The sequence below is a fragment of the Deminuibacter soli genome (genome assembly GCF_003412455.1).
Lineage (GTDB): Bacteria > Bacteroidota > Bacteroidia > Chitinophagales > Chitinophagaceae > Deminuibacter > Deminuibacter soli.
In genome coordinates this window covers 296,720-311,454 of record NZ_QTJU01000003.1, presented here as the reverse complement: position 1 = coordinate 311,454, position 14,735 = coordinate 296,720, and the positions used below count along the sequence as shown (strand labels likewise).

Here is a 14,735-nt window from a genome sequence, read left to right as displayed (position 1 = left end):
TGCCCGCCAGTTATGATATTGCGGTATAAACCTTAAATCCAATTTTCATGAAATTCCGTCTGATGGTACCGGCGGCAATTGCGGCAATGTTATATGCGCTTACCTGCAACAGGAAAACGCCGCCTGCCGCAAAACCCTTACCCGGCAATACCGTGGTGAAAGATTCTTCCGCAGCAAAACTTGCTTTTAAATAACGGTTAAACGAAAAGAGGAACATCACCGGACGTTCCTCTTTTTTTATGACTGCGTTTTAACGGCTACACATACAAATCCACATACTCGTGCACCGGCATATTCACCAGCTTGTTTAAATCAAGCGATGCTTGTAATATGTTGTGCTGCTGTTTGGCGGCAAATACGCGTGCCAGGTTTATCTTGAACTTATCAATCAACAACGGGATACCTTCTGTACGGCGCAAACGGTGACCGATGGGGTATTCCACCACCAGCTCAGATAATACGGTACCATCGTTTAACTCAATGGTAAGCGCATTGGCAATAGAGCGCTTTTCAGGATCAAGGTAATCGATCGTGTATTGTTTGTTCTCTTCAATGTTCATCCTGTCACGCAGCGCATCAATACGAATGTCCTGTGCTACATTGTCTTCATAATCTGCCGCAGTTAACCTGCCGAAGATCAGCGGTACGGCAATCATGTATTGAATACAGTGGTCGCGGTCTGCCGGGTTGTACAACGGGCCTTTTTTATCAATGATACGTATAGCGGCTTCATGTGTGCGGATGGTGATCTGTTTGATGTCTTCACTGCTTTTGCCCATGGCTGCCAGCTCGCTGTGCAGTGTCATGGCTGCTTCAACAGCTGTTTGCGAATGAAACTCGGCCGGGAAGGATATTTTAAACAGCACATTCTCCATTACATACGAACCATAAGGCCGCTGAAAGCTGAAGCTTTTGCCTTTGAACAGCACATCGTAGAAGCCCCATGTTTTGGCAGTGAGCACAGAAGGGTAACCCATTTCACCGGTTTGCGCCATCAATGCCAAACGTACTCCGCGCGAAGTGGCATCACCTGCTGCCCACGATTTGCGGCTGCCGGTATTGGGTGCATGGCGGTAGGTACGCAATGCCTGGCCATCTACAAAAGCCAGTGATAATGCGTTGATCAGTTCATCCCGTGTAAGGCCGATGAGCCTGCCTACTACTGCTGTGGTGGCTAGTTTTACCAGTATTACATGATCCAGCCCCACGCGGTTAAAGGAGTTTTCCAGTGCCATTACGCCCTGTATTTCATGCGCGCGTATCATGGCATCCAGCACGGCTTTCATGGTTAGTGGTGCTTTGCCATTGGCCACTGCTGTACGCGATAACCAGTCTGCCACAGCCAGTATGCCGCCGAGGTTATCGCTGGGGTGGCCCCATTCTGCTGCCAGCCAGGTATCATTGAAATCGAGCCAGCGTACAATGGCGCCAATATTAAAGGCTGCCTGTATGGGATCAAGCTGGTAAGGTGTACCGGGTACTTTTGCACCGTTGGGCACAATGGTACCGGGTACCACAGGGCCCAGCAGTTTGGTGCAGGCAGGGTAGGTGAGTGCTTCCAGCCCGCAGCCCAGCGTATCGAGCAGGCAGTAGTGCGCGGTGGTCCATGCAGTTGCACTGCTTATTTCATAGTTTAATACATAATCGGCTATATCGGCTAAAACCATGTCTGGTTGCGGTCTGTTATTAGTTGAAATGTGAGCGGACATCTGTTCTGTTGTTTGATGGATGGATAGTTTGAATGGTTATGATTGCGGTTAGCGTTCTTCAATTGGAACAAAGGGGCGGTTGTCAGGCCCGGTGTAATTGGCGCTTGGGCGAATGATTTTGCCATCCTGCCGTTGTTCTATGATATGCGCACACCAGCCGGTTACGCGCGATATTACAAACAGCGGGGTAAAGAACAACGTAGGCACACCCATTACATGATAGGAGACAGCCGAGAACCAGTCCAGGTTCGGGAACATTTTCTTTTCTGCCCATAGCAGTGTTTCCAGGCGTTCGGCAATATGAAACAGCTGGCTGTCGCCTGCTTCCACGCTCAGTTGCCTGGCCACCTGTTTAATCACTTTATTGCGCGGGTCACTGATGGTGTATACCGGGTGACCAAAACCAATGATCACTTCTTTTTTCTCCAGCCTGGTGCGTACGTCTGCTTCCGCTTCATCGGGCGAGCTGTAGCGGCTTTGTATATCATAAGCCACTTCATTGGCCCCGCCATGTTTGGGCCCGCGCAACGCACCGATAGCGCCTGTTACAGCTGAATAGATATCAGAGCCCGTGCCTGCTATAACCCTTGCGGTAAATGTAGAGGCATTGAATTCATGTTCTGCATACAGGTTCAGCGAAACCTGCATGGCTTTTTCCCAGGAAGGCGGGCATTTTTTTCCATGCAGCAGGTGCAGAAAATGTCCACCGATGCTGGCGTCATCCGTCTCCACATCAATACGGCGGCCATTGTGTGCATAGTGGTACCAGTACAGTAAGGCAGAGCCCAGGCAGGCCACCAGTTTATCGGCTATATCTCTTGCCCCCGCAGTGTTGTGATCATCCTTTTCAGGTGCAACCGTGCCCAGCACCGATGTGGCAGTGCGCAGCACATCCATGGGATGCGTGGTGGCAGGCAGCTGTTCCAGTATCTGTTTCACGGCATTGGGCAGGCCGCGTAATGATTTCAGTTTGGCGCTGTAGGCAGCGAACTGTGCTTTATCAGGCAGGCTGCCATGTATCAGTAAATAAGCCACTTCTTCAAAACAGGCTGCACCGGCCAGGTCAAGTATATCGTAACCGCGGTAATGCAGGTCGTTCCCGCTTTTACCTACCGAGCACAGGGCGGTATTGCCTGCAACAACGCCGGAGAGGGCTACGGATTTCTTTGGTTTAAATTCGGTTGGTGTAGGTTCGCTGCTCATGATTTATTTTTTTGAAAGAGCTGATCTAATTTTTGTTCAAAGCTGTAGTAGCCGATGCTTTCATACAACTCGGCCCTGGTTTGCATGGTGTCGATTACATTTTTCTGCGTGCCTTCCTGGCGTATGGCATTGTATACATTTAACGCTGCTTTATTGGCTGCGCGGAATGCACTGAGCGGGTACAGCACCAGCGATACGCCGGCCTTTTTCAGTTCATCTACCGTAAACAGGGGAGTAAAACCAAACTCGGTGATGTTGGCGAGAATGGGCAGTCCGGTTGCTTCTGCAAAACGCGTGTATTGTGATAATTCGCTGATGGCTTCCGCAAAAATAAAATCAGCCCCTGCCTGTGCATAGGCCCCTGCACGTTCCAGTGCTTTATCAATGCCTTCATTGGCCAGTGCATCGGTACGTGCGCCAATCACAAACTGTTCGTCTGTACGGGCGTCTACGGCTGCTTTTATACGGTCAACCATTTCATCGCTGCTTACAATTTCCTTACCCGGGCGGTGGCCGCAGCGTTTGGCGCCTACCTGGTCTTCAATATGCAGGGCGCCTGCGCCTGCTTTGATCAACGATTGAACGGTGCGTGCGATGTTAAATGCAGAAGGACCGAAGCCGGTGTCTACATCAACAAGTAAAGGCGTATTTGTAACATTGGTAATGCGGTAAATATCGGTGAGCACATCATCGAGGGTGGTAATACCGAGATCAGGAATTCCGAGTGAGCCGGCAGCAACCCCGCCGCCTGATAAATAAATGGCATTGAAACCTGCCTGCGTGGCCAGTAATGCATGATTGGCGTTAATGGCCCCCGCAATTTGCAATGGTTGCGCATTGCGCATGGCCTCCCTGAAACGCCCGCCTGCAGTTAACGTGCTTTGCTGCTGGTTTACATGGTTTGTTAGCATGCGTTTTTGTTTATATGGACAAGAAATTGTTACGTAATATACTGGTTTCTGCCGAAAGCTTGCGGCTGTTAGTGTTAATTGTGCGTGGTGCATAAGGGAAGCAATACGTCCGGTGAATAGTCAATCAATGCCGTTTAGTTAAGCGTGATTGATATTTTTTACCGCAAAGAACGCAAAGGGAAAACCCACAAAGTTCACAAAGAGGTTATTAACTAAACGACATTGAATAGTCAATAGTGAATACACCTGCCTTAACTACCCCAGACGCTGCGATAATGTTGCATATACCAGCATGGTATCCGCTTTTTTTATTCACTATTGCCTATTCACTATTCACTGTTCAGGCTTTCACCCGCTGTAACGCAGCACTCACTGGAAAACACGCGGCATTCACTAAAATACACACGTCCTTAACGTTGTGTGTGCTATGTTGCAGTACATGCGTGAAGCCGCATATTTACTATATTTTCATCGTGTTTAAGTGCTATTTAATAGCTGTGAACCCAGCTTCTTGATAGCTTTAATCAAGCAACAGAGGTGTATGAAAAATCTATTGATTTCCTTTACTTACAACGACCTGGCCTACACTGCCAAAGTGCTGGTGCAGAAAAAAAATGATGCCATCCTGTATTCAATAGTGCTGGTAGAGAATGATGCCAACTACGCAGTAAAGTACGATACATTTATTTTCGTGGAAGCAGGCGATGGCTTTGTGTTATTGCTGCTGCATGCAGACAATTCTTTTGATCAGCTTGATTGGAATATACGCTACGAGTATTCAGAAGAGCAGGTATATAAAAGTCCCGAAGGTTTTAGTTTATCGTAGTAGGTTGCTATGAGTATATAATCCAGGCAATATTTGCAGGTGATTTTATTGCCCGTAACAGGGTATCAGGATAAAACAGACAATATTTTCTCCAGGTTGGCCAGTGTAACGGGCTTTACAAAATAGTCGGCCACTTCTTCATAACTCTTCGCACGCTTCATATCATCCTTGTCAACCGAAGAGCTTACCATGTAAATCGTAATGTCTTTCTGAATCAGCGGGCGTGCTTCTTTAAAAGCATCCAGGAATTCCCAGCCGTTCATCACCGGCATATTAATATCAAGCAGTATTATATCGGGCATACAGGCTGTGGCAAAACCTGTTTCTGTGAAGTATTGCATGGCCTCTTCACCATTGTGAAAAACGAGCACATTGTTTATACTATGCAGCGCAAGCAGTTTTTGCATGTTGTATAAGTAAATGAGGTCATCGTCTATAATACAGGCCAGTTCTTGCTTTTTCATAATCATTTCTCATTAAACAGTCAATGGTTGCTTAGTTTAGCTGTTGTACAAGCCATCATGGCCGCTTTGGAAAGCTGCCGTTCTAAAAAAATGTTTTTCGGATACAACTGTAACTCGCTGTTAGCTGGCAAGGTGTTTAACGCGGATTGTGGACAGATCTACACAATACTACAGGTCAGGAGTTTATTCCATCGATACCAGGGATTAAATAGCTGTTCAAAGGGAACTGACCAGTCATACAAATGTATCTGTTCAGGGTCATTGTTGCACCGTTTAATTTTAATTTAATCAAAAAAGATCTCTTTATGTTGATAAAATGTGGGTATGGCATAATATTCATATTACTTTGCTTTCGTTTCCGTATATAAAATTTCACCTATGAGTTATTTGTTTAGTCCTTTAACTATCCGAGAGGTGGTATTGCGCAATCGTATTGTTGTTTCACCCATGTGCGAATACTCCGCCACCGATGGCCTGCCCAATAACTGGCACCTGGTACATCTTGGCAGCAGGGCAGTAGGCGGGGCCGGACTAATCATTACCGAAGCTACTGCTGTGGTACCGGAAGGGCGCATTAGTTTGGGTGATCTCGGTATCTGGAATAATGAACAGGTAACTGCATTCAGCAACATCACGCAATTTATTCATGCGCAGGGAGCGGTGGCAGGCATACAGCTGGCGCACGCCGGCCGCAAGGCAAGCACCACACTCCCGTGGAACGGGAATAAGAGGATACCCGAAAACGAAGGCGGCTGGAAAGTAAAAGCGCCCAGTGCCCTCCCTTTTTCGCCCGAATACCCGTTTCCCGAAGCCATGACCGTGGAAGAAATAAAGGATACTGTTGCGGCTTTCCGCGTTGCTGCAGAACGTGCTTTACAGGCAGGTTTTAAAGTAGTAGAATTACATGCCGCACATGGCTACCTGCTGCACCAGTTTTTATCACCGCTCAGTAACATCCGCACCGATGAATATGGTGGCAGCTTCGACAACAGAACGCGCCTGCTGCGCGAAGTAACGGCAGCAGTACGCAAGGTATGGCCTGCAGGACTTCCGCTGTTTGTACGCATTTCGGCGACAGACTGGGCTGAAGGTGGCTGGACTGAAGATGATTCCATTCGCCTGGCAGCGATACTGAAAGAGCTGGGCGCAGATGTAATAGATTGCTCCAGCGGCGGTAACGTACTGAAAGTAAAAATACCAGTAGGGCCTTTGTACCAGCTGCCTTTTGCAACCGCCATACGTAATGCGGCAGGCATACGCACCGGTGCAGTAGGCATGATTACCACTGCACAACAGGCAGAAGACATCATCGCGAAGAAACAGGCCGACCTGGTGTTTATGGCAAGGCAGTTGCTGCGCGACCCTTATTTTCCGCTGCATGCAGCCCGTGAGTTAGGTGATAATTTAACCTGGCCTGTTCAGTACCAAAGGGCAAAACCCGCAGAATAAACGGGTTTCATGTGCGCTTGCATTATTGAAATAATTACCTTAGCCCACTTTCATCAGTACTTGTGTAACCATTCTTTTAAATAGACTTTTGTATGAGAACAACACTTAGAACAACACCTTTTTTGCTGCGCCTCTCAGGCGGCTCTCTTGCCGTAATGCTGTTGCTTGCAGGATGTAAAGGAAAATCAGAGAACAAGGCGGCCTCAGCCGATTCAACCAAAAACGTTGCCGCGAAACCCACACCCGGCGGCCCTTTTAAATACGATAGCTCCAAACGCTATATCTTTCTTACCTGGGACGATTCCCCGCAGCCTCCCGGATCAACCATTTGTAAAGGCATCTTTACCAAAGAAGGCGTAAAAGCCACATTCTTTGCAGTAGGCATGCACATGATTGACCAGCGCCGCAAACGCTTTGTTGATTCTATCCGCAATGGTTACCCCGAGTTCCTGCTGGCCAACCACAGTTACTCACATGGTTTTCAAAACAACTATAAAAAATACTACACACAGCCCGACAGTGCTGTGCAGGATTTGCTGAGAGCTGAAAGCGAACTGCAGGTGCCGGTTAAAATCATCCGTCTCCCGGGCAGCAACTCATGGGTAGGTAAAGATGAAAACAAAGGCCCCAAATCGGCCAAGGCTGTGCGCGATAAACTCGCTGCCATGCATTACAACGTAATTGGCTGGGATGTAGAGTGGGAATTTAAACCGGGCGGTTCTATCCCCAAACAGGGTGCAGAAGAACTGGCCAGGGAAATAAACAAGAAATTCGACGACGGTATCACCAACGAAGAAAACGCCATCGTTATTCTTTCGCACGACAGGCTGTTTGCCAAAGCGCAATACGCCGATTCGCTCACCCGTTTCATCCAGATCCTGAAACAAGATCCGCGCAACGTGTTTGAAACAATTGACCACTATCCACTGGTACAGCGTAAATAAAAATACGCGCAACATTTCATAAGTGCCTGTTACTGAATAATATAACCAGCCTAGTGCATTCCCGGCTGGCGTATTAACGGTAACAGGCTTTTTTATATACGTTTACGAGGTTTTTAGCGTCGTTTATTGGAAAGTTGGTTCACCGGGCAGCAAAATGCAATTATTTTGTTAACAGCATGCTACATAGAAAACCTGAAACCAATGCTGTTTAACTCGTTCCAGTTTTTGTTATTCTTCCCGGTTGTTACCATCCTGTACTTTTTGCTGCCCCATCGCTGGCGCTGGCTGCACCTGCTCATCGCCAGTTGCGTGTTTTATGCAGCATTTATCCCGGCCTACCTGCTTATTCTGTTCTTTACCATTATCGTGGATTACTACGCAGGCATTTTAATTGAAGGTGCCACAGGTACCCGGCGAAAAATGTGGCTGGTGATGAGCATCATTACCAATGTAGGCACACTCGCTGTATTTAAATACTACAACTTCTTCGCAGGCAGTATTAACGACCTGCTGGTGTCCCTGCACATAACCGGTGCTGCCTTGCCACTGCTGAAGCTGATACTGCCCATCGGCTTATCCTTCCACACTTTCCAGGCCATGAGTTACACCATTGAGGTATACCGCGGTCACCATAAGGCTGAAAGGCATTTCGGTATCTATGCGCTGTACGTGATGTTTTACCCGCAGCTGGTGGCAGGCCCTATTGAAAGGCCGCAAAACATCCTGTACCAGTTTCATGAAAAGAAATACTTCGATTACAACAATGTTACCAGCGGCCTGCGCCTCATGTTATGGGGCCTGCTGAAGAAAGTAGTGGTGGCAGACAGGCTGGCGCAAATCACCGATCCTGTATTCAACAGTCCGCACCTGTTTTCGCCGCTGGTGCTGCTAATGGCCACGGTATTTTTCTCTTTCCAGATTTACTGCGATTTCTCCGGCTACTCTGATATTGCACTCGGTTCAGCACGTGTAATGGGTTTCAAACTCATGAAGAACTTCGACACACCTTATTACGCCAAAAACATTTCCGAGTTCTGGAAACGCTGGCATATATCACTGTCCACCTGGTTCAGGGATTACCTGTACATATCACTCGGTGGCAACCGCGTATCTGTGCCGCGCTGGTATTTCAACTTATTCTTTGTATTCCTGGTAAGCGGCCTGTGGCATGGCGCCAACTGGACGTTCATTGTATGGGGCGCCCTGCACGGCTTTTACCTGGTGTTTGCCATTGTAACACAAAAGCCGAGAGACTTTATCAATGAGAAAACAGGGTTGAAGCGTATACCCTGGTTATACAATACCGTGCAGATGTTTACTACCTATTGCCTGGTAACCTTTGCCTGGATATTCTTTCGCGCCAATACCATCAGCGATGCCGGTTTTATTGCACGCCGTATTCCGCATGCAGTCACCGATGTACTGGCCATGGTAAAACGCGGCGTAAATGCACAAAGCATACGCGACGCATTTGGTTATATTCCTGTGTACATGCCCGATGTGGTGATGGGCCTGCTGGTAATAGCAGGGCTTGAACTGGCGCAGTGGCTGCAACGCAGGTATCATGTAACCAGCCTGCTGCAGCAAAAACCGCGTTATGTGCGCTGGGCAGTATATTATACCTGTATTGTGCTCATCGTGTTCTGCGGCGTATACCAGAACAGGCAGTTTATTTATTTCCAGTTTTAACCTTAAAAAACAGTCATGAAAGTGCGCTTATTTCTAAAACGTTTGTTCCTGTTCAGCTTGCCACTCGTGCCGTTTGTGGTGCTGTACCTGGTGCTCGATCCGTTTAAGGTCATCGGGCATTATGCCGCGTATTACCGTTCAGACAAACCCAATTATATCAGCCTCAATAAGGACTTTGTTTCTACAGAAAACTGGATCAACCACTATCCCGAATACCACTACACATCTTATATCTTCGGCAACTCCCGTTCCATGTACTATGAAGTAGGCAGGTGGAACAATTACATTCACGAAAACCCCGACAACTGCTATCATTTTGATGCCTCGGGCGAATCGCTGTATGGCATTGAAAAGAAAATCGATTTCCTCAACAACAGGAAAGCGCCCATTAAAAATGCATTGGTGATACTGGATTATGCAACATTGAACCAAACGCATAATTCAGAAGGACACCTGTTTTCAAAAGATCCGCACCTGTCAGGGCAAATGCCCATTGCCTTCCAGCTGGCCTGTTTCCAGGCTTTCTTTGATGTGAAGTTTTTCCGCGCCTATCTTGATTTCAAACTCACCGGCAAGGTAAAAGATTACATGAAAAAAGAATTCCTGCTCGATGACCGCCCGCTCGATTACAACTACATTACCAACGAAGTGCGGCAGTCGGTATACGAAAAAATGATCGCACACAACCCCGCTGATTTTTACCAGCCCCGTCAGGCTATTTTTTATACACGCGACAGCATCGAAAAAACATCGCCTGTTATCATCGGCGCGCCACAGCTGCAATTGCTGAACCATATGCACGCGATTTTTGCAGGCATGCAAACCAGCTATAAAATCATCATCAACCCGCTGTACGATCAGCTGAAATTAAACCCTGCCGATGTACAAACGCTGAAAGGCATTTTTGGCGAAAACAATGTATACGATTTCTCCGGCAAAAACAACATCACCGACAACCTGCAGAACTATTACGAAACCTCGCACTACCGCCCGCATGTAGCCGAGCAAATCATGGAAAAGGTGTATGGTAACCACGGCAACGAATTGGCTGAAAAGTAGCCAATAGATGGCTGCCATGGATGGATGGCTTAATTGTTAAGAAAAACATAGCAATCAAACAATCAGGCTATCCAACAATTTTCCCGGGTTTTAGTTAATTTACAGTAAAAAGGAGCAGCTATGGATCCGGAAAAAGCAAAAAAGAAAGAGCAGGAGCAGGATAAAAACACCCTCAGCGACGAGCCATGGGCCAACGGCACAGCCGATGCATTTGCACGCACGGAAGAGCCTTTTAACGAAAGCGCCCGTGAAATAAGCGATGCACAACTCGATGATATGCTGGGCGATTTGCAATCGTAAAATCAGCAATAGCCCGATCAGGCTTTTTCTCCTGATTCCGCAACACAGCGTTAACCCAACCCTAAGCAGGAGAAAAAACTGCACCAATCCGACTTGTTTCTCTTGATTGTCTTTTTTACTACCTTTGTGCTTTCCCGGGGTGCTTCCGCTGGAGGCTGAGATATACCCGTTGAACCTGAACAGGATAATGCCTGCGAAGGGAAGGTTAGGATCTTTCTACACACGCTTTCCCTTTGTACATATTCCTGTTCATGCCGGCGGTAGCCCCTTTACTTTCAAAGTACTGGTGATTTATGGAAAAGCTGGTTGAACTCATCTCCGTCATCTGCGGATTACTGTACCTGGTGTTTATTATCAAGGAAAACAACTGGTGCTGGCCCTTTGGCATTATCGGGTCGCTCATTACCGTATACCTCTATTTTCATCACAAGCTGTACCTCGAAGCAGGTTTAAACGGTTACTATGTGCTGGCAGGTGTGTATGGCTGGGTGTTCTGGACAAGTCACCGCAACCGGGAAAACAAAACCCCGGTACGCAACTGGCAAACCAGCTGGCACGTGCTCAGCATTACAGGCGGCCTGCTGTTAAGCCTCTACCTCGGTCACATCATGCATCGTTACACCGATTCGCCCAGGCCCTATGTAGACGCTGCTATGACTGTATTCAGCTTCATAGCCACCTATATGGAAGCCCGCAAGGTATTAACCGGCTGGTACTACTGGTTTATCCTCAACGGCACATCCGTATGGCTCCAGCTTGACCGCGGCCTCTATATGTACGCTGCCCTCTCTGTCTTCACCACCCTCATGTGCATCAAAGGCTATATGGAATGGAAGAAAAGCTACCAGCACCAGCTGGCGTGAGTGATCTAAGCGAGTACCAATTTCGAGAATCGAGACGTCGACAGTCGAGACTATCTGAGCGGGTACTTTTCGTCAGTCGTGAGTTGTCAGTCGTGAGTGATCTAAGCGAGTACTAATTTCGAGAATCGAGACATCGACAGTCGAGACTATCTGAGCGGGTACTTTTCGTCAGTCAATGTCATTTAGTAAACAACCTCTTTGTGAACTTTGTGGGTTTTCTCTTTGTGTTCTTTGCGGTAAAAAATATCAATCACGCTTAATTAAACGGCATTGAGCCGTGAGTGATCTAAGCGCGTACCAATTTCGAGAATCGAGACATCGACAGTCGAGACTATCTAAGCGAGTATTACACTTGTCGCCGGAGGCGGGTTAAAACCAGGCAGCTATCAGCTTGCAGCTATTGTGATCTTAGCAAGTATCAAACCCAGGAATCGTCGCTGTCTGCTACTTTAAACGTTAAACCCTTAAACCTTCAAACCTGCCCTGGCACCACCGCCGCAGGCGGGTACCATCCCTAACAAGCTCACCGCCCGCAGCTAAAAGAAAAATCCGCAGGCCGAATACTCAACCTGCGGATCATATCAACAAATAACCGGAATGTTATTTCAATTCCCACACCAGCGCGCTTGCGCCGAGAATGGCAGCGTCTGATTCTTTCAGCTCGCTGAAAACCAGCTTCACCTTATTCTGGAAAATAGGCAGCAGGTTTTCTTCCATGTGCTTGCGTGTAGGGTCCATAATCAGCTTGCCGGCTTTACACAAACCACCAAACAGGATAATGGCTTCAGGCGAAGAGAACATTACGAAATTGGCCAGTGCCTTACCCAGTATTTCACCGGTAAACTGGTATACTTCGTTGGCAATGGCATCGCCCTGTACGGCACAATCATACACCACGCGGCTGTCAATTTCAGCTACGGGGAAATTGCGCAGTACGCTGTCCTGGTGCTCGTATTTATTGAGCAGTTCCAGTGCCGTTAAACGAACACCGGTTGCAGAGGCATAAGTTTCTACAGAGCCTTCAGCGCCGGTACTCCAGTGCTTGCGGCCGCCGGGAACAATAATGGTATGACCCAGTTCACCCGCAAAACCGTCGTGACCGTATACCACCTGCCCGTTAATGACAATACCGCTGCCTACACCTGTACCCAGGGTAATCACGATAAAGTGTTTCATACCCTTGGCAGCACCATACATCATTTCGCCTACTGCAGCTGCATTGGCGTCGTTGGTAAGTGCTGCGGGAAAACCGAACTTATCCTGGATTAAAGAAGCCAGCGGAATAATACCGCGCCAGGGAAGATTGGGTGCATAATCAATAGAGCCGGTGTAGTAGTTGCCGTTAGGCGCGCCCACACCAATACCCTTGATGTATTCTTTGCCACCTACCTCGGCAATAGCAGGAGCTATGGCCTGGTACAACTCCTCGATATAATCCTCCACCTTTGCGTGTGTTTTTGTAGAGATAGCGCCGCGATAATGAATATCTCCACGATTGTCGACAATGCCAAATACGCTGTTGGTACCGCCAATATCAATTCCGATAGCCAACTGTTGTGAAACGGGAACAGACATAGTAAAAAAAATTCTGGTTTATTGCTTGATTGCTTGCTTAAACAAAATTAGTGACCGCCTTCAGACGATATGTTGTTAATGTCAATGCCCTGTTTTTTCAATATCTGGCTTACTTTCCACGCAAAGAATATCATGTAGGCAAAACAGAATACAGGCACTATATAGGATGTGTGAATGTCGAGCATGTCTGCAAGACTACCCTGTAATGGCGGAATAATAGCGCCGCCCAGGATCATCATAATCAGGAATGCAGAACCCTGGCTGGTGTATTTGCCCAGGCCGGTAACAGCCAGTGCAAAAATGCTGGGCCACATAATAGAACATACCAGGCCACCGCTCAGGAAGGCATATAAGCCAACCCTGCCCGTGAAGCTTAAACCAACCAGCATGGCAATAACACCGAGCACGCCCAGTACCAGCAACAGTTTGGCAGGTTTTTCTTCTGCAATAAAGTTGGCAACAATCAGTACAGCTACGCAAATGGCATACATGTACAGGTCACTTACATTGTTACCGCTGATATGGTTTACCAGCAATACCACGCCGAATGCCACGAAAGGCACTACCACGGTCATGATCTTTTTAACGCCTGGCTTAAAGTTAAACACCGTAATGGCGCTCGTCCACCGGCCAATCATTAAGCTGCCCCAGTACAGGGAAACAAAGTGTGATATTTTAGATTCGTCATAACCACCGAATGAATCGAGTTTCAGCAAGGCACCCAGGTTACTCTGGATGGTTACTTCCACGCCCACATACATAAAAATGCCAATCATACCCAGTACCAGCTGCGGGTATTTCATAGCACCCCAGCCATCATGGTTGCGTTCAGCCGATTTGTTGGCGCTTACCAGTATGCCGATAACGCCGATCACAATCGCCAGCAGCAAAATGAATTTGTACAGCTTGGCATTGGCAGAAGCGCTTTCATCAGGTAAAAAATAACCCACTACAATGGCTGCTGCTACCACACCGGTAATACCCAGCATGGCGCGCGTAGCTTTGCTGGTGGTTTCAAACGGCTCGTCGCTGTTTACACGCGGCATTTTGGCAATCGCGAAAATACCTGTTACCAGCAGGAACACCGCCGCTAATATGATGTATAATGTATTGATGCTGCCGAGTGAGGCATTGGCTTTCTGCTCGTCTGTTGCCGCAACAGTGCCAAAAATTACCAGCGTTACAATGATGGGGCCAATGGTTGTACCCAGTGAGTTAACACCACCTGCCAGGCTCAACCGGTGTGCACCTGTGGCAGGACTGCCCAGCGCAATGGCAAACGGGTTAGCCGCTGTTTGCTGCAGGGAAAAGCCGAGGGCGATGATAAAAAAGGCACCGAGTATCAATGCATACTGACCGGATTGAACGGCCGGTATCATGCAGCAGGCGCCGATGATGGAAATAAGCAAACCGTAAATGATACCTTTTTTATAACCAATCTTATTCAGGATATCATACCCGATACGCGTAGAAGCCAGGTACAGTACCAGCGAGCCGATAAAATACGCTCCGTAAAATGAAGAATCAATCAGCTGTGATTGTAATTGATTAAGTCCGAAATGGGATTTACAGAAGGGGATAAAAATACCGTTAGATGCTGCTAAAAAGCCCCAGAAAAAGAATACCAGTACCAATGTAGCCAGTGCACCGCCGTTGGTTTTTTGATTCGTTGGTTGGTTCATGACAAACAAAACTGTCTTTAATAATGAGTGTAGTTGGTGAAAATAATGCGTAAAGTAAACA

14 protein-coding genes and 1 riboswitch are annotated in these 14,735 nt (G+C 47.6%); of the genes, 8 read left to right on the top strand and 6 right to left on the bottom strand.

Annotated features, from left to right (window positions below; genetic code table 11):
* Window positions 1-47: 47 nt before the first annotated feature.
* The gene (locus tag DXN05_RS24670) at window positions 48-194 is read left to right on the top strand and encodes a hypothetical protein (RefSeq protein ID WP_158559220.1); all 147 of its coding nucleotides are present in this window, start codon (window positions 48-50) and stop codon (window positions 192-194) included.
* Window positions 195-257: 63 nt separating this feature from the next.
* Here DXN05_RS24670 and DXN05_RS11665 read toward each other — a convergent pair whose 3' ends face one another.
* From DXN05_RS11665 to prpB, 3 genes are read right to left on the bottom strand one after another with little or no spacing between them, the layout of a single operon-like run.
* Window positions 258-1,709: a bifunctional 2-methylcitrate dehydratase/aconitate hydratase gene (locus tag DXN05_RS11665; RefSeq protein ID WP_116847420.1), complete on the bottom strand. Its 1,452-nt coding sequence runs from the start codon at window positions 1,707-1,709 to the stop codon at window positions 258-260.
* 48 nt (window positions 1,710-1,757) lie between these two features.
* Window positions 1,758-2,912, bottom strand: coding sequence for a bifunctional 2-methylcitrate synthase/citrate synthase (prpC, locus tag DXN05_RS11660; protein WP_116847419.1), 1,155 nt, complete (start codon window positions 2,910-2,912; stop codon window positions 1,758-1,760).
* The gene (gene prpB / locus DXN05_RS11655) at window positions 2,909-3,823 is read right to left on the bottom strand and encodes a methylisocitrate lyase (protein WP_116847418.1); all 915 of its coding nucleotides are present in this window, start codon (window positions 3,821-3,823) and stop codon (window positions 2,909-2,911) included. The genes prpC and prpB overlap by 4 nt, the downstream gene beginning before the upstream one ends.
* 541 nt (window positions 3,824-4,364) lie before the next feature.
* Here prpB and DXN05_RS11650 point away from each other — a divergent pair.
* Entirely contained in the window at window positions 4,365-4,649 is a 285-nt protein-coding gene (locus DXN05_RS11650) for a hypothetical protein (protein WP_116847417.1), read from the top strand.
* 65 nt (window positions 4,650-4,714) lie between these two features.
* On the opposite strand, the gene DXN05_RS11645 is transcribed toward DXN05_RS11650, so the two are convergent.
* Window positions 4,715-5,113 carry a response regulator gene (locus tag DXN05_RS11645; RefSeq protein ID WP_158559219.1) on the bottom strand — a complete coding sequence of 133 codons (399 nt, stop codon included), beginning with the start codon at window positions 5,111-5,113 and terminating at the stop codon, window positions 4,715-4,717.
* Window positions 5,114-5,491: 378 nt separating this feature from the next.
* On the opposite strand from DXN05_RS11645, the gene namA reads away from it, so the two are divergent.
* From namA to pnuC, 6 genes are all read left to right on the top strand, one after another.
* The gene (namA, locus tag DXN05_RS11640; RefSeq protein WP_116847415.1) at window positions 5,492-6,562 is read left to right on the top strand and encodes an NADPH dehydrogenase NamA; all 1,071 of its coding nucleotides are present in this window, start codon (window positions 5,492-5,494) and stop codon (window positions 6,560-6,562) included.
* A 92-nt stretch (window positions 6,563-6,654) separates the two neighbouring features.
* On the top strand, window positions 6,655-7,506 hold the full coding sequence (locus DXN05_RS11635) for a polysaccharide deacetylase family protein (RefSeq protein WP_116847414.1): 852 nt from the start codon (window positions 6,655-6,657) through the stop codon (window positions 7,504-7,506).
* Window positions 7,507-7,707: 201 nt separating this feature from the next.
* Window positions 7,708-9,195, top strand: a complete 1,488-nt coding sequence (locus DXN05_RS11630) for an MBOAT family O-acyltransferase (protein WP_116847588.1) — start codon at window positions 7,708-7,710, stop codon at window positions 9,193-9,195.
* A gap of 15 nt (window positions 9,196-9,210) precedes the next feature.
* A complete protein-coding gene (locus DXN05_RS11625) occupies window positions 9,211-10,254 on the top strand; it encodes a hypothetical protein (protein WP_116847413.1) in 1,044 nt (347 codons plus the stop codon).
* 120 nt (window positions 10,255-10,374) lie between these two features.
* Complete coding sequence (locus tag DXN05_RS11620; protein WP_116847412.1) at window positions 10,375-10,554, top strand: hypothetical protein; 180 nt, start codon at window positions 10,375-10,377, stop codon at window positions 10,552-10,554.
* Between the two features lie 125 nt (window positions 10,555-10,679).
* A riboswitch (TPP riboswitch) is annotated at window positions 10,680-10,774 on the top strand.
* A 73-nt stretch (window positions 10,775-10,847) separates the two neighbouring features.
* Window positions 10,848-11,417: a nicotinamide riboside transporter PnuC gene (gene pnuC, locus DXN05_RS11615; protein WP_116847411.1), complete on the top strand. Its 570-nt coding sequence runs from the start codon at window positions 10,848-10,850 to the stop codon at window positions 11,415-11,417.
* A 600-nt stretch (window positions 11,418-12,017) separates the two neighbouring features.
* Here the strand turns inward: pnuC and DXN05_RS11610 are convergent.
* The gene (locus tag DXN05_RS11610; protein WP_116847410.1) at window positions 12,018-12,992 is read right to left on the bottom strand and encodes an ROK family protein; all 975 of its coding nucleotides are present in this window, start codon (window positions 12,990-12,992) and stop codon (window positions 12,018-12,020) included.
* A 47-nt stretch (window positions 12,993-13,039) separates the two neighbouring features.
* On the bottom strand, window positions 13,040-14,674 hold the full coding sequence (locus DXN05_RS11605; protein WP_116847409.1) for an MFS transporter: 1,635 nt from the start codon (window positions 14,672-14,674) through the stop codon (window positions 13,040-13,042).
* Window positions 14,675-14,735: the final 61 nt, after the last annotated feature.

Bases quoted from the DNA above. Each gene is read 5' to 3' on its own strand.
- DXN05_RS24670 (WP_158559220.1), top strand. From the start codon at position 48: ATGAAATTCCGTCTGATGGTACCGGCGGCAATTGCGGCAATGTTATAT.
- DXN05_RS11665 (WP_116847420.1), bottom strand. From the start codon at position 1,709: ATGTCCGCTCACATTTCAACTAATAACAGACCGCAACCAGACATGGTT.
- prpC (WP_116847419.1), bottom strand. From the start codon at position 2,912: ATGAGCAGCGAACCTACACCAACCGAATTTAAACCAAAGAAATCCGTA.
- prpB (WP_116847418.1), bottom strand. From the start codon at position 3,823: ATGCTAACAAACCATGTAAACCAGCAGCAAAGCACGTTAACTGCAGGC.
- DXN05_RS11650 (WP_116847417.1), top strand. From the start codon at position 4,365: ATGAAAAATCTATTGATTTCCTTTACTTACAACGACCTGGCCTACACT.
- DXN05_RS11645 (WP_158559219.1), bottom strand. From the start codon at position 5,113: ATGAAAAAGCAAGAACTGGCCTGTATTATAGACGATGACCTCATTTAC.
- namA (WP_116847415.1), top strand. From the start codon at position 5,492: ATGAGTTATTTGTTTAGTCCTTTAACTATCCGAGAGGTGGTATTGCGC.
- DXN05_RS11635 (WP_116847414.1), top strand. From the start codon at position 6,655: ATGAGAACAACACTTAGAACAACACCTTTTTTGCTGCGCCTCTCAGGC.
- DXN05_RS11630 (WP_116847588.1), top strand. From the start codon at position 7,708: ATGCTGTTTAACTCGTTCCAGTTTTTGTTATTCTTCCCGGTTGTTACC.
- DXN05_RS11625 (WP_116847413.1), top strand. From the start codon at position 9,211: ATGAAAGTGCGCTTATTTCTAAAACGTTTGTTCCTGTTCAGCTTGCCA.
- DXN05_RS11620 (WP_116847412.1), top strand. From the start codon at position 10,375: ATGGATCCGGAAAAAGCAAAAAAGAAAGAGCAGGAGCAGGATAAAAAC.
- pnuC (WP_116847411.1), top strand. From the start codon at position 10,848: ATGGAAAAGCTGGTTGAACTCATCTCCGTCATCTGCGGATTACTGTAC.
- DXN05_RS11610 (WP_116847410.1), bottom strand. From the start codon at position 12,992: ATGTCTGTTCCCGTTTCACAACAGTTGGCTATCGGAATTGATATTGGC.
- DXN05_RS11605 (WP_116847409.1), bottom strand. From the start codon at position 14,674: ATGAACCAACCAACGAATCAAAAAACCAACGGCGGTGCACTGGCTACA.